At 67.2% G+C, this 14,645-nt stretch carries 10 protein-coding genes; 7 read left to right on the top strand and 3 right to left on the bottom strand.

Annotated elements, in window-relative coordinates; all coding sequences use genetic code 11:
- Nucleotides 1–98: 98 nt before the first annotated feature.
- From scpA to ACZ1I5_RS16235, 7 genes are all read left to right on the top strand, one after another.
- The gene (gene scpA / locus ACZ1I5_RS16265) at nt 99–2,240 is read left to right on the top strand and encodes a methylmalonyl-CoA mutase (protein ID WP_465170277.1); all 2,142 of its coding nucleotides are present in this window, start codon (nt 99–101) and stop codon (nt 2,238–2,240) included.
- A complete protein-coding gene (gene bioB, locus ACZ1I5_RS16260) occupies nt 2,237–3,499 on the top strand; it encodes a biotin synthase BioB (RefSeq protein WP_465170276.1) in 1,263 nt (420 codons plus the stop codon). Before scpA ends, bioB begins: the two co-directional genes overlap by 4 nt.
- Entirely contained in the window at nt 3,500–5,620 is a 2,121-nt protein-coding gene (locus ACZ1I5_RS16255) for an ATP-binding protein (protein ID WP_465170275.1), read from the top strand.
- 177 nt (nt 5,621–5,797) lie between these two features.
- A complete protein-coding gene (locus tag ACZ1I5_RS16250) occupies nt 5,798–7,210 on the top strand; it encodes an efflux transporter outer membrane subunit (RefSeq protein WP_465170274.1) in 1,413 nt (470 codons plus the stop codon).
- Nucleotides 7,211–7,219: 9 nt separating this feature from the next.
- Complete coding sequence (locus ACZ1I5_RS16245; protein ID WP_465170273.1) at nt 7,220–8,623, top strand: efflux RND transporter periplasmic adaptor subunit; 1,404 nt, start codon at nt 7,220–7,222, stop codon at nt 8,621–8,623.
- Nucleotides 8,613–9,350, top strand: coding sequence for an ABC transporter ATP-binding protein (locus ACZ1I5_RS16240; RefSeq protein ID WP_465170272.1), 738 nt, complete (start codon nt 8,613–8,615; stop codon nt 9,348–9,350). Before ACZ1I5_RS16245 ends, ACZ1I5_RS16240 begins: the two co-directional genes overlap by 11 nt.
- 128 nt (nt 9,351–9,478) lie before the next feature.
- Complete coding sequence (locus ACZ1I5_RS16235) at nt 9,479–10,687, top strand: ABC transporter permease (protein WP_465170271.1); 1,209 nt, start codon at nt 9,479–9,481, stop codon at nt 10,685–10,687.
- 31 nt (nt 10,688–10,718) lie between these two features.
- On the opposite strand, the gene ACZ1I5_RS16230 is transcribed toward ACZ1I5_RS16235, so the two are convergent.
- From ACZ1I5_RS16230 to ACZ1I5_RS16220, 3 genes are all read right to left on the bottom strand, one after another.
- The gene (locus ACZ1I5_RS16230; RefSeq protein ID WP_465170270.1) at nt 10,719–11,297 is read right to left on the bottom strand and encodes a nucleotidyltransferase family protein; all 579 of its coding nucleotides are present in this window, start codon (nt 11,295–11,297) and stop codon (nt 10,719–10,721) included.
- A complete protein-coding gene (locus ACZ1I5_RS16225) occupies nt 11,294–12,229 on the bottom strand; it encodes an XdhC family protein (RefSeq protein ID WP_465170269.1) in 936 nt (311 codons plus the stop codon). The genes ACZ1I5_RS16230 and ACZ1I5_RS16225 overlap by 4 nt, the downstream gene beginning before the upstream one ends.
- A 128-nt stretch (nt 12,230–12,357) precedes the next feature.
- The gene (locus tag ACZ1I5_RS16220; RefSeq protein WP_465170268.1) at nt 12,358–14,562 is read right to left on the bottom strand and encodes a molybdopterin cofactor-binding domain-containing protein; all 2,205 of its coding nucleotides are present in this window, start codon (nt 14,560–14,562) and stop codon (nt 12,358–12,360) included.
- Between the last annotated feature and the right edge of the window lie 83 nt (nt 14,563–14,645).

Below are 14,645 nucleotides of genomic sequence, written 5' to 3'. Positions count from 1 at the left end.
CGCCCTGAGCTTGTCGAAGGGCTGACCTTCTTTCTTCGGTCGCAAGAAAGGGCAGGTCTTCGACAAGCTCAGCCCGAACGGTATTTTGGACTTGGGCGATGACCGAAAAGCCTAATCTCGAATCCTGGCAAGCCGCCGCCGCGAAGGAGGTGAAGGGCAAGGACCTGACCTGGCAGACGCCCGAGGGCATCGCGGTCAAGCCGCTCTATACCGCCGAGGATGTGGCGGATATCGACCCCGGCCTGCCCGGCTTCGCGCCCTTCACGCGCGGCGTGCGCGCCTCGATGTACGCCGGGCGCCCCTGGACGATCCGCCAGTACGCCGGCTTCTCGACCGCCGAGGCGTCCAATGCCTTTTACCGCCGCAACCTCGCCGCCGGGCAGAAGGGCCTGTCGGTCGCCTTCGATCTCGCGACGCATCGCGGCTATGACAGCGATCATCCGCGTGTGACGGGTGATGTCGGCAAGGCCGGCGTGGCGATCGACACGATCGACGACATGAAGATCCTGTTCGACGGCATCCCGCTCGACAAGATGAGCGTCTCCATGACGATGAACGGCGCGGTGATCCCGATCCTCGCTTTCTTCATCGTCGCGGGCGAGGAACAGGGCGTCCCCCAGGAGCAGCTGGACGGCACGATCCAGAACGACATCCTGAAGGAGTTCATGGTCCGCAACACCTATATCTACCCGCCCGAACCGAGCATGCGGATCATCTCGGACATCATCGGCTATACCTCGCGGCACATGCCGAAGTTCAACTCGATCTCGATCTCCGGCTATCACATGCAGGAAGCCGGGGCGACGCAGCTTCAGGAACTTGCCTTCACCATCGCCGACGGGCGCGAATACGCGAAGGCCGCGATGGCCTCGGGGCTCGATCTCGATGCGTTCGCCGGGCGGCTGAGCTTCTTCTTCGCGATCGGCATGAACTTCTTCATGGAGGTCGCGAAGCTGCGCGCGGCGCGGAAACTCTGGCACCGGGTGATGACCGACCTCGGTGCGAAGGATGAGCGCTCCAAGATGCTGCGCACGCATTGCCAGACATCGGGCGTGTCGCTGACCGAGCAGGACCCGTACAACAACGTCATCCGCACCACGATCGAGGCGATGGCGGCGATGCTCGGCGGCACGCAGAGCCTGCACACCAACGCGCTCGACGAAGCGATCGCGCTGCCGACCGATTTCTCCGCCCGCATCGCACGCAACACGCAGATCGTGCTGCAGGAGGAGACCGGCATGACCCATGTCGTCGATCCGCTTGGCGGCAGCTATTATGTCGAGAGCCTGACGCAGGAGCTGTTCGACAAGGCCTGGGAGATCATCGAGCGGGTCGAGGCCGAGGGCGGCATGGCGAAGGCTGTCGCGGCAGGCTGGCCCAAGGCGATGATCGAGGAAGCCTCGGCCGGGCGTGCGGCGCGGGTCGACATGGGCGAGGACGTGATCGTCGGCGTCAACAAGTACAAGCTGGCGGAGGAGGATGCGATCGACATCCTCGACGTCGACAATGTCGCGGTGCGGGAATCGCAGATCGCGCGGATCAGGAAATCCAAGGCCGGCCGTGACGAGGACAAATGTCGGGCAGCGCTCGACGCGCTGCGCGAAGGTGCCGCCGGCACGGAGAATGTCCTCGGTCTCGCGGTCGAATGCGCGCGGCAGCGGGCGACCCTGGGCGAGATCAGCCAGGCGATGGAGGATGTGTTCGGGCGCTACGGCACCAATCCGACGCCCGTTTCCGGCATCTATGGCGGGGCGCACGAGTTCGACCGGCGCTGGCTCGGGCTGCTCGACGGAGTCACTTCGCTGGCGCATCGCATGGGCCGCAAGCCGCGGCTGCTCGTCGCCAAGATGGGGCAGGACGGGCATGATCGCGGCGCGAACCTGGTGAGCTCGGCATTCGGCGATCTCGGCTTCGAGGTGGTGCCGGGGCCGCTGTTCCAGACGCCGAAGGAAGCCGCCGATCTCGCCATCGCCTCCGATGTCGACGTGGTCGGCGCCTCGTCGCTGGCGGCGGGACACAAGACCTTGATCCCGGAGTTGATCGGCCATCTGCGCGAGGCGGGCCGGGGCGATATCAAGGTGATCGCGGGCGGCGTGATCCCCGCGCAGGATTACCAGTATCTGCGCGACGCCGGGGTGCAGGGAATTTTCGGGCCTGGCACCAATCTGGTGAATGCGGCCGGCGAGGTGTTGAAATTGCTGGGGCATAATTTGCCCCCGATCGAGGAAGCTGCTGAATGAACGTGTTGGTTGCCACTCCCAGTCCGTTCGCTTCGAGCGAAGTCGAGAAGCCGGCTCTGGACGTTGCGCAGGGTTTCTCGACTTCGCTCGAAACGAACGGAGAGGGGGCGATCCGTCGTGACTGGACCCGCCAGGAAATCGCCGCGCTGTTCGATCTCCCCTTCACCGAGCTCGTCTTCCGCGCCGCCGAAGTCCATCGCGCGCACCACGCCGCGGGTGAGGTCCAGCTCTGCACGTTGCTCTCGATCAAGACCGGCGGTTGCCCGGAGGATTGCGGTTATTGCTCCCAGTCGGCTTCCGCAGAGTCCGGCCTCAAGGCCGAGAAGCTGATGGAAGTGCAGGCAGTCCTCGCCGCCGCCGCCGAGGCCAAGGCGGCGGGCTCGCAGCGTTTCTGCATGGGCGCCGCCTGGCGCAACCCCAAGGACCGCGACATGGGCGCGGTCGTCGCGATGGTCGAGGGCGTCAAGGCGATGGGCCTCGAGACCTGCATGACGCTCGGCATGCTCGAGCCGCATCAGGCGCATCGGCTCGCGAAAGCGGGCCTCGATTACTACAACCACAATATCGATACCTCGCCCGAACATTATGGCGAGGTGATCACGACGCGGACCTTCCAGGACCGGCTCGATACGCTGGAGAATGTCCGCCAGGCCGGCATCAATGTCTGCTCCGGCGGCATCGTCGGCATGGGCGAGACGCGGGCCGACCGGGTCGGCTTCGTCCATACGCTGGCCACCCTGCCGCGCCATCCGGAGAGCGTGCCGGTCAATGCGCTGGTACCGGTCAGGGGCACCGTGCTGGGCGACATGCTCGCCGACACGCCGCTGGCGAAGATCGACGATATCGAATTCGTGCGCACCATCGCGGTCGCGCGCATCACCATGCCGCTGTCGATGGTCCGCCTGTCGGCCGGCCGCGAGAGCATGAGCGAGGCGACTCAGGCGCTCTGCTTCATGGCGGGCGCCAACTCGATCTTCACCGGCGAGAAATTGCTGACCACCGGCAACGCCGGCGGCGGTGCGGACGCGGCGCTGTTCGCCAAGCTCGGCCTCAAGCCGATGGAGGGCGAGGAGCCGATGCGCGAAAAATCCCCCTCCCGCCTGCGAGTTTCAGGTCGGTCAAGCCCCCGGCTTGACCTGAACGATGCGGGGCATCGTTCACCTGAAACTGGGCCAGGGGAGGGCCTGTCCTTCAGATCGGACCTGGCTGTAGCGGGACAGGCCCTCCCCCAACCCCTCCCGCAAGCGGGAGGGGAGTAAGTGTTCAAGAAAATCCTGGTCGCGAACCGCGGCGAGATCGCGTGCCGCGTCATGCGCACCGCCAAGAAAATGGGGATCGCCACCGTCGCGGTCTATTCCGACGCGGACGCGCGCAGCCCGCATGTGCTGATGGCCGACGAGTCCGTTCGCCTCGGGCCGCCGCCGGCGGGCGAGAGCTATCTGCTGGCCGACCTGATCCTGCTCGCGGCCAAGGAAACCGGCGCTGACTGCATCCATCCGGGTTACGGCTTCCTGTCCGAGCGCGAGAGCTTTGCGCGCGCCTGCGCCGAGGCCGGCATCGCGTTCGTCGGCCCGCCGCCCAACGCCATCGCCGCGATGGGCGACAAGATCGAATCCAAGAAGCTGGCCAAGGCGGCCGGCGTCAATGTCGTGCCCGGCTTTCTCGGCGAGATCGACGATACCGAGCATGCCGTGCGCATCGCCTCGGACATCGGCTATCCGGTGATGATGAAGGCGTCGGCCGGCGGCGGCGGCAAGGGCATGCGGCTCGCCTATAGCGAGCAGGATGTCCGCGAAGGCTTCGAGGCGACCAAGCGCGAGGGCCTCGCCAGCTTCGGCGACGACCGCGTGTTCATCGAGAAGTTCATCGAGAGCCCGCGCCATATCGAAATCCAGGTGATGGGCGACCAGCATGGCAATATCGTCTATCTCGGCGAGCGCGAATGCTCCATCCAGCGCCGCCACCAGAAAGTAGTCGAAGAGGCGCCGTCACCCTTCGTTACGCCCGAGATGCGCAAGGCGATGGGCGAGCAGGCGGTCGCCTTGGCGGCGGCGGTCGGCTATTTCAGCGCGGGCACGGTCGAGCTGATCGTCTCCGGCGCCGACAGCTCGGGCAAGGGTTTCTACTTCCTCGAGATGAACACCCGGCTCCAGGTCGAACACCCCGTCACGGAATGCATCACCGGCCTCGATCTGGTCGAGCTGATGATCCGCGTCGCCGCGGGCGAGCCGCTTGGCTTCACCCAGGACGACGTCACGCTCACCGGCTGGGCGATCGAGAACCGCGTCTATGCCGAGGACCCCTATCGCGGCTTCCTGCCCTCGATCGGGCGGCTGGTGCGGTATAACCCTCCTGCGAGCACTGAGACGCCCTATCATGAAGTCCCCCTCCCGCTTGCGGGAGGGGTTAGGGGAGGGCCTGTCACGGACTCCGCCTCCGACAGGACAGGCCCTCCCCCGACCCCTCCCGTCAACGGGAGGGGAGAAGAAGCGGACGGCGAAGCCTATGTCCGTGTCGATGACGGCGTGCGCGAGGGCGGCGAAGTCTCGATGTTCTACGACCCGATGATCGCCAAGCTGATCACCTGGGCACCGACGCGCGAGGAAGCGATCGACACCCAGATCGCGGCGCTCGACGCGTTCGAGATCGAGGGGCCGGGCAACAATATCGACTTCGTCTCGGCGCTGATGCAGCATCCGCGCTTCCGCGAAGGCGCGCTGACCACCGGCTTCATCGCCGAGGAATATCCCGATGGTTTCCACGGCGCGCCGGCATCGCCCGAACTGGTCCGCAGTCTCGCCGCCATCGCCGCCTTTGCCGCGACCGCCGAGGCCGACCGCGCGCGGCGGATCGACGGGCAGCTTGGCAAGCGGCTCCAGCCGCCGTCCGACTGGGTGGTGAAGATCGGCGACGCCGATCATGTCGTGACGATCTCGCCCGACGGCCTCACCGTCGATGGCGAGGAGCTGGACATCGCGCTCGAATATACGCCGGGCGACCGGGTGGTCGAGGCGGAGATCGGCGACGAAATACTGATCGTGAAGATCGCGCGCGCCGGCGCCGGGTTCCGCCTGACCACACGCGGCGCCTCGCACCAGGCGCGCGTGCTGCCCGCGCATGTCGCGCCGTTCGCGAAACACCTGATCGAGAAGATCCCGCCCGACCTGTCGAAATTCCTGCTCGCGCCGATGCCGGGGCTGCTGATGCGGCTCGATGTCGCGGCGGGCGACAAGGTCGAGGCAGGCCAGCCGCTCGCCGTGGTCGAGGCGATGAAGATGGAGAATATCCTGCGTGCCGCCAAGACCGGAAGGGTCAAATCGATCAATGCGGCGCCGGGCGACAGCCTCGCGGTGGATGCGGTGATCCTGGAGCTGGAATAACCGCCGGACAGCGCTCCGCGGTGCTTGTCGGAGTATATTTTGGTCTTCGACCGGGCAAGTAACGACACTGCAAGATTGTGAAAAAGCGCGTTATTTCGGTCGTTCCGCGTTCCGGGGCGACAAATTGCGACAATATTTCGATGGACCCAAACCGGCCCCATGGCCATTTGTGCCGGTATGTTTCGCAAGCGCATCCTTCTGTTGCTCACCGTCGCCCTGCCGCTTCAGGCGTGCGTGGTCGGCCCGGATTATGCCCCGCCCGCGCCCGGTGCGCTCGGCGTGCCGGGGGGCTATTCCACCCCCGCGCCGGCCGGCCAGCCGGCCGATATCGCGGCCTGGTGGACCAGCTTCAACGATCCGCTGCTGACCTCGATCATCGACCGGGCGCGCAGCGGCAATCTCGATATCGCCCAGGCCGTGGCGCGGCTGCGCCAGGCACGCGAATCACTGGTACAGGCCCGCGCCGCGCGGCTGCCGAGCGTCAGTGGTTCGGCCGGCTATGGCCGCGACCTGCTCGACGCGACCGGCCCGCGCGACAGTTTCTCGATCGGGGCGGATGCCTCGTACCAGGCCGATCTGTTCGGCGGCGTCAGCCGCAGCATCGAGGCGTCGCGCGCGAGCTATGCCGGCAGCGGCTATGATCTCGCCACGGTGCAGACCTCGATCGCGGCCGAGGCGGGGCGCAACTATATCCTCGCCCGCCAGGCCCAGGCCAGCCTGGCCATTGCGCGCAATTCGCTCGGCATCCAGGACGACAATCTTGAGATCAGCGGCTTCCGGGTCCAGGCGGGCCTGGTCTCCTCGCTCGATGTTGAGCAGTCGCGCGCCCAGCGTGCGCAGACCGCGGCGACCATCCCCTCGCTCGAGCAGAATTACCAGTCGGCGGTGAACCGGCTCGGCGTGCTCACCGGCCAGGCGCCGGGCGCGCTCAAGGCCGAACTCGAGGCGACCGCGCCGATTCCCGCCGGGCCGGCAACCATCGCGGTCGGCATTCCCGCCGATGCGCTGCGCCAGCGCCCCGATGTCCGCGCGGCCGAGCGTCGCCTCGCTGCCGCCACCGCGCAGATCGGGGTGGCCGAGGCGCAGCTGTATCCGGCGCTCAACATCACCGGCAATATCGGCACGGCTGCCACCTCGTTCGGCAGCCTGGCGAGTGTCGTCACCGGCGGGCTGTTCTCTGGCCTCAGCCAGCTGATCTTCGACGGCGGACGCGCTCGCGCGCAGGTCCGCTCGCAACAGGCGGCAGCCGAGGGTGCCCTCGCGCTCTACAAGCAGACCGTGCTGACCGCGCTGGAGGATGTCGAGAATGCGCTGACCGCGCTTCAGGCGGCGAAGGATCGGCAGGCGCAGTTCGTCATCGCGCTCGACGCGGCGAACAACAGCGCGATCCTGTCGCGCAGCCAGTATCGCGCCGGCCTGACCGATATCACCACGCTCAACACCAATGAGAGCGCGCTGCTCTCGGCGCAGAACGGACTGTCCAATGCGAAGGCCGATCAGGCCCAGGCGCTCGTCCAGCTCTATCTTGCCCTTGGCGGCGGCTGGGACAGCACGATCGTGCCCCAGGCCCCGACGACACAGACTCCCTAGGAAGCATCGATGGCCGATCCGAACAGCAATGATCTCGACGAATTCCTCGGCGTGAAGACAGCGCCGGCATGGCAGCGCTACGCCAAATGGGGGGCGATTGCCGTCGGCGTGATCCTGCTCCTGCTGCTGGCGAAGAGCTATTTCGCGGGCCCCACCACGGGGGGCTATGCGACCGCCGAGGTGCGGCGCGGCTCGCTGTCGGTGACGGTCTCGGCCACCGGCAAGCTCGCCCCGACCAATCAGGTCCAGGTCGGCTCGGAGCTTTCGGGTCTCGTCACCAAGGTGGTGGCGGATGTGAACGATCGCGTGGTGGCGGGCCAGCCGCTCGCGCTGGTCGATCCGTCGCGGTTCCAGGATACGGTCAACCAGAGCAAGGCCGCGCTCGATGCGGCGGTGGCGACGGTCGGGCAGAACCAGGCGACCCTTGCCCAGTCCAACGCGCAGCTGTCGCGCCTGCAGGAAGTCAGCCGGCTGTCGGGCGGACGCGTTCCGGCCAAGACCGAGATGGAACAGGCGATCGCCGACCGCGACCGCGCCATCGCCAATCTGCGCGCCGCCCAGGCGAATGTGGTGTCGGCGCGTGCGGCCCTGTCCTCCAACAACACCCAGCTGACCAAGACGGTGATCCGCTCGCCGGTCAACGGCGTGGTGCTCGCACGCCAGATCGAGCCGGGCCAGACCGTTGCCGCCTCGTTCAACACGCCGACCCTGTTCGTCATCGCGCAGGACCTGTCGACGATGAAGCTCGAGGTCGCGATCGACGAGGCCGATGTCGGGTCGGTGAAACAGGGCCAGCAGGCGACCTTCACGGTCGATGCGTTCCCGGGCAAGACCTTCCCGGCCTCGATCACGCGGGTCGATCTCGGATCGAATCTCAGCGCGCAGACGACCACGACGACGACCACCACGACCGCGCAGGTCGTGTCCTATGGTGCCACGCTCAGCGTCGCCAATGCCGACCAGCAGCTTCGCCCCGGCATGACCGCGACCGCCGACATCGTGACCAATGCGCGCAACAATGTCCTGCTCGTCCCCAATGCGGCGCTGCGTTTCACCCCGACTGTCGACACGCCCGCGGCGTCCGCCAGCGGCGGCATCGCGGGGGCTCTCGTCCCGACCCGGCGGCGTGGCGGCGCGGGCGCGCCGCGCACCGCGACGATCGGTGCCGGGGCGAAGCAGACCGTCTATATCAAGGGCGAGGACGGCAAGCCCAAGCCCGTCGAGATCACCACCGGCGTGACCAATGGCACCGTGACCGAAGTGGTCGGCGGCGGCCTGAAGCCCGGCGATCAGGTCATCACCGGCCAGCTCAGCGGTGACAGTTCGAAGAGCGGCAGCGGCCAGCGGCGGCGCTCCGGCGCGGGCGGTGCTGGTGGGGTCGGTGCAGGCGGTGGGCAGCGCAGTGGCCAGTGAAACGCCAGCGGAGGGTCCGCTGCCCCTTATTCGGCTGCGCAAGATCACCAAGACCTATGGCGTAGGCCCGACCGCGTTCAGGGCGCTGAAGGGTGTAGATCTCGACATCCAGCAGGGCGATTTCATCGCGGTGATGGGCGCGTCCGGCTCGGGCAAGTCGACCACGATGAACATTCTAGGCTGCCTCGACGTGCCGAGTTCGGGCACCTTCCTGTTCCGCGGCCATCATATCGAGACGCTCGGCCGCGACGAGCGCGCGCTGCTGCGCCGGCGTTATCTCGGCTTCGTGTTCCAGGGCTTCAACCTGCTGGCGCGCACCACCGCGCTGGAGAATGTCGAGCTGCCCCTGCTCTATCGCGGCGATCCCAAGAAGGAACGCCATGACGCGGCGATGGCGGCGCTCGACAAGGTCGGGCTGGCGAAATGGTGGGATCATACGCCGGCGGAACTGTCGGGCGGACAGCAGCAGCGCGTGGCCATCGCCCGCGCGATCGTGACCTCGCCCGACGTGCTGCTTGCCGACGAGCCGACCGGCAACCTGGATTCGGAGCGGTCGGTCGAGATCATGGAATTGCTCAGCGGCCTCAACCGCGATGCCGGCATCACCGTGCTGATGGTGACGCACGAACCCGACATGGCGGCGTTCGCGCGCACCATCGTGCATTTCAAGGACGGGCTGGTCGAGCGAATCGACAGCAAGCACCATGAAGGGGAGCAGGTGTCGTGAGGCGTCTCACTTCTTCATCCCCCTCCCGCTTGCGGGAGGGGCTAGGGGAGGGCCTGTCAACCAGCGCTCCGCTCTCCTTCGGACAAGCCCTCCCCCGACCCCTCCCGCAAGCGGGAGGGGAGAAGTAGATGCTCGCCACCACCTTCCTCCTCGCGATCCGCTCGATCCTGCGTCACAAGCTCAGGTCGTTCCTGACCACGCTCGGCATCATCATCGGCGTCGGCGCGGTCGTCACCATGGTGACGCTCGGCCAGGCGACCACCGCAGCGGTGCAGAAGCAGATCGCCGCACTCGGCACCAACGTGCTGCAGGTCCGTCCCGGCCAGGGCTTCGGCCGTGGTGGTGGCGGTCCGCGTCCGGCCGATTTCAAGCCGGAGGACGTCACCGCGATCAAGGACCAGATCGCCGGCGTCACCGCGGTCGCGCCCCAGGCGCAGACCACCGCGACGGCGATCTATGAAGGCGCCAACTGGTCGACCACGATCAACGGCACCACGCTCGGCTATTTCGAGGTCCAGCCCTGGCCGCTCACCGCTGGCCGGCTGTTCACCACCACCGAGGAGCAGGCAGGCAAGAGCGTCTGCATCATCGGCAGCACGGTCGCGCAGAATCTCTATCGCGGCGGTGCGGCGGTGGGCACGCGCATGCGCATCGGCGGCATCTCCTGCGACGTGATCGGCGTGCTCTCGACGCGCGGCCAGGCCGGTTTCGGCGGCGACCAGGACGATGTGGTGATCATGCCGCTCAAGGCCGTGCAGCGCCGCTTCATCGGCAGCACCGACGTGCGGCTGATCCTGGTCGGCGTCGACGAGGCCTATTCGACCGCGACGGTGCAGACCGGGATCGAAGGCCTGATGCGCGAGCGGCGCAACATCACCGGCAGCAAGACCGACGATTTCAACATCTTCGACACCAAGCAGATTTCCGACACGCTGACCGGCACCACGACCCTGCTGACCAGCATCGTCACCGCGGTGGCGGCGATCTCGCTGCTGGTCGGCGGAATCGGAATCATGAACATCATGCTCGTCTCCGTGACCGAACGGACCCGCGAGATCGGCATCCGCCTCGCGATCGGCGCGGTGGCGCGCGAGGTGCTGCTGCAGTTCCTGGTCGAGGCGGTGGCCCTGTCGTGCCTCGGCGGGCTGATCGGCTTGGTCGTGGCGCAGATCGCGATTCTCTCGCTGGCGCCGCTGATGAAGGTGAGCTGGATCTTCGTGCCGCAGATCAATGTGCTGGCGTTCGGGATATCGGCGGTGATCGGCGTGGTGTTCGGCTATTTCCCGGCACGGCGGGCGGCGTCGCTAAACCCGATCGACGCGCTACGGCACGAGTAAGATCCCCCTCGTATTGGGGAGGATTGAAGGCTTAGAAAACCAACCCCCGCAGCCCTTCCAGATCCTCCGGCGTATCGATATCGATCAGCTCCGCCGGCGACGTCACGACGTGCCGGCCTTTGCGCACCAGGTCGCGGGCGCCGGCATCGCCTTCGAGCGTCAGCAGGAAATCGAATTGCGCCGCGCCGAAGGCAGCAGGCGGGCAGGGGCGGATGCCGTCGCTCGATGCGACCACTGAGTGGCGCGAATCCACCGCTTCAAGCAGGTGATAGACATGCGAGGCGGTCACGCGCGGCATGTCGGCGAGCGCGATCAATACTGCCTCCGCACCCTCGTCCCGGGCCGATTGCACGCCCAGCTTCACCGACCGCGACATGCCGATCATCGGCTCGTCATTGTGGATCACCTGATAGCCGCGGCTGGCGAAGTCGAGGTCAGTGCCGTTCTTCACCACGATGCGCGACTGGAACGGGATGTCCTCGAACGCGGTGACCACGTGCATCGCCAGCGGATGGCCGAGGAATGTCTGTTCGAGCTTGTCCAGATCGCCGAAACGCTCGGAGCGCCCGGCCGCGAGCAGGATCAGCACGGTCTTCTCGACATGAATCATGCGTGTTTGCCGTCCCTTGAATTGAAGGCCCCGACCATTGCCGCCGCGATCGACAGCGCGATCTCGGCCGGGCCGATCGCCCCGATGTCGAGGCCGACCGGCGCATCGATGCGGTCGATATCCTGCGCACCAACCCCCTGGGCGGCGAGCCGTTCCCGGCGCGCGGCGTGGCTGCGGCGGGAGCCGAGCGCGCCGACATAAGCGGTCGGTGCCGCGAGCGCCGCGATCAAGGCGGGGTCGTCGATCTTGGTGTCGTGGCTGAGCGTCACCACGGCGGTCGAGGGCCCGGGGGCATAAGCGGCGACGGCTTCGTCCGGCCAGCGATCGTCGAGGGTGACCCCGGGGAAACGCTCTTCGGTGAGGAACCGCGCTCTCGGATCGATCACCACGGTGTCGATCCCCAGTTCGCGTGCGAGGCCGGCCAGGGCCTGGGCGATCTGCACCGCGCCGACGATCAGCAACCGGCGCGGCGGATCGTAGCGGTTGAGAAAGGCGGAACCCGTCTCGAGCGGCCGCGCATAGCTGTGCCCGGTCGCGAGATCGGTCGCGACGGTCAGCCCCTGGCCGGCATCGCGTGCCTCGGCGATGCGGTCGAACAGCTCGGGGTCGAAGCCCTCGGCCGAGACCGGCTGGACCATCACCGCGATCTCGCCGCCACAGGGCAGGCCGACTTCCCACGCAGCGGCATCGGCCACGCCGTATGTCTTCACCTGGAACGGCGCGCCGGCGATCACCTCGGCGGCGGTGGCGAGGATGTCGCTCTCGACGCAGCCGCCCGAGACCGAGCCCTCGAACCGGCCATCGGCATGCACCAGCATATGGCTGCCGCGCGGGCGCGGCGCCGACCCCCAGGTCGAGACGACCGTGGCGATCGCCATCGGTGCGCCTTTCCACGCGGCGGCGGCGGTCAGGACGGTGTCGTTATCGGCCATAAACTTCCTTCGTCATGCTGAACTTGTTTCAGCATCCATGCGCGGCCAATTGATCCAAGAGCGGCGCCCGAGAGGCAGATGGCCGCGCATGGACCCTGAAACAAGTTCAGGGTGACGGATGTGTGGGATCATACCGGCGGCAACCCGGCCAGCACCTTGTCGAGCGTCATAGGGAAGTCCCGCACCCGCACCCCGCAGGCATTGTAGATCGCATTGGTCACCGCCGCGCCCGCGCCGGAGATGGTCAGCTCGCCCAGCCCCTTCGCACCGATCGGGTTGGCGTGACGGTCATGGTCCTCGATGAAATGGACGTCGAGATGCGGGACGTCGGCATGCACTGGCACATGATATTCGCCGAGATCATGGTTGACGAACAGCCCGTAACGCTGGTCGATCTCGGCGCCTTCCATCAGCGCATAGCCGATGCCCCAGATCATGCCGCCGATCGCCTGGCTGCGCGCGGTCTTGGCGTTGAGGATGCGGCCCGCCTCGAACACGCCGAGCATGCGCCGCACCCGCACCGCGCCGGTCACGGCATTGACCGCGACCTCGGCGAACTGCGCGCCGTGCGCGGCCTGGCTATAGGTGCGCGCGTTCCTGCCCTGGCTGATCTTGCCTGTCGCGACGATCGGGGCATCCCCGACCAGTTCGTCCAGCGCGACGCGGCGGTTGCCGGCGATGGCGTGGCCGTCCTTCAGCGTCATGTTTTCCGGCGTCGTGTCCATCCGTTTCGCCAGCTCGGCGACCAGATCCTCGCAGGCCAAAGCCACCGACGATCCCGCGCTGGCCGCGCCGAACGATCCGCCCGATCCGGCGCCGGGCGGCAGATCGGTATCGCCGAGCTTCACGTCGACACAGCGGATCGGCAGGCCGAGCGATTCCCCGGCGATCTGGGCGAGGATGGTGTAGGTGCCGGTGCCGATATCGGTCATGTCGGTCTCGATCGTGGCGCGGCCGTCCGTGCCGAGCGTCACCCGCGCCTGCGAATCGACCAGCAGGTTGATCCGCACCGCCGCCGCCATGCCCATGCCGATCAGCCATTCGCCGTCGCGCACCGATCCGGGCGTCGGTTCGCGCCGCGCCCAGCCGAACAGCGCGGCGCCCTGGTCGAGGCATTCGACCAGGCGCCGGGTCGAGAAGGGCTGGCCGGTGGTCGGATCGGTCTCGGGCTCGTTGAGCTTGCGGAAATCGACCGGGTCGCGGCCGAGCTGTTCGGCCAGTTCGTCGATCGCCGTCTCCAGCGCGAGCATGCCGACCGCCTCGCCCGGTGCGCGCACCGCGCCGGCCTGGACCATGTCGAGCGTCACCACCTTGTGGCTGAAATGCCGGACCGGCGCGGCGTAAAGCGGGATGGTGCCGAGCGCGACGGGTTCCATGAAGCCGCCGTCCGGGCCCTGGCTCACCACGCTGTCATGCCCGATCGCGGTCAGCTTGCCGTCGGCATCGGCGGCGAGGCGGATGCGCTGATGCGTGTCGGTGCGGCGATAGACATTGTGGAACAGCTGCGCCCGCGCCATGGCGATCTTGACCGGCCGGCCTATCCGTTGCGCGGCAATGGCGGCCATCACTGCCTCCGGCCCGAGCATCTTTCCGCCGAATCCGCCGCCGATATAAGGCGAGATGATGCGAACGTCGTCGGCCTTGATGCCCAGAGCCGCGGCGAGGATCGGCTTCGCCGCGTTGAGGATCTGCAGGCTCGAATAAAGGGTGAGCTTGCCGTCGTCCCACACCGCGATCGAGGCATGCGGCTCCATTGCCGCATGGACCTGATTGGGTGTGGCATAGATCTGGTCGATGCTGGCCGCGGCACTCGCCATCGCCGCGTCGATATCGCCGATCGTCATGTCCTGCAGCCGCGAATCCTTGGGCGGGCCGCTTGCGTCGGCGACATTGGCCATGGTGTCGAACCGGCCCTCTTCCGCCTCGATGGTCACCCGCACGGCACGCGCCGCGTCGCGCGCTGCCTCGAAGCTGGTGGCGATGGCGGCGCCAAGTACCTGATCCCAGTGATCGATCTCGCCATTGCCCGCATGGGCCGGCGTGAAGGCGGCGGCCTGGCGCGGAATGCGGGGATCGTCGACAAGGATGTCGATCACGCCGGGCAGGGCACGCGCGGCCTCCACGTCGAAGCCGGTTACCTTGCCCTTGGCGGCCGGCGCGGTGATCAGATAGCCATAAGCGACATTGTCGATCCGGTGCTCATAGCCATAGGTCGCCGCGCCGGTGACCTTGAGCACGCCCTCGACCCGGTCGAGACCCTTGCCCAGCACGTCCTGCACCCCGCGATCGAGCGCGAGGCCGGGGTGATCGGCGTCCATTTTGTAGTCGGTCATGCTTTGCCTCTGAGCGCTACGGACCCGCCACGAACACTTGCCCTTCCCCGGCGAAGGCCGGGGTCCAGGTACGGCCCGGTTGT

The sequence above is a fragment of the Sphingomonas sp. BL-S-30 genome (assembly GCF_055521475.1).
The sequence above is the reverse complement of the archived record's forward strand: the minus strand, read 5'-3'. Positions and strand labels throughout refer to the sequence as shown.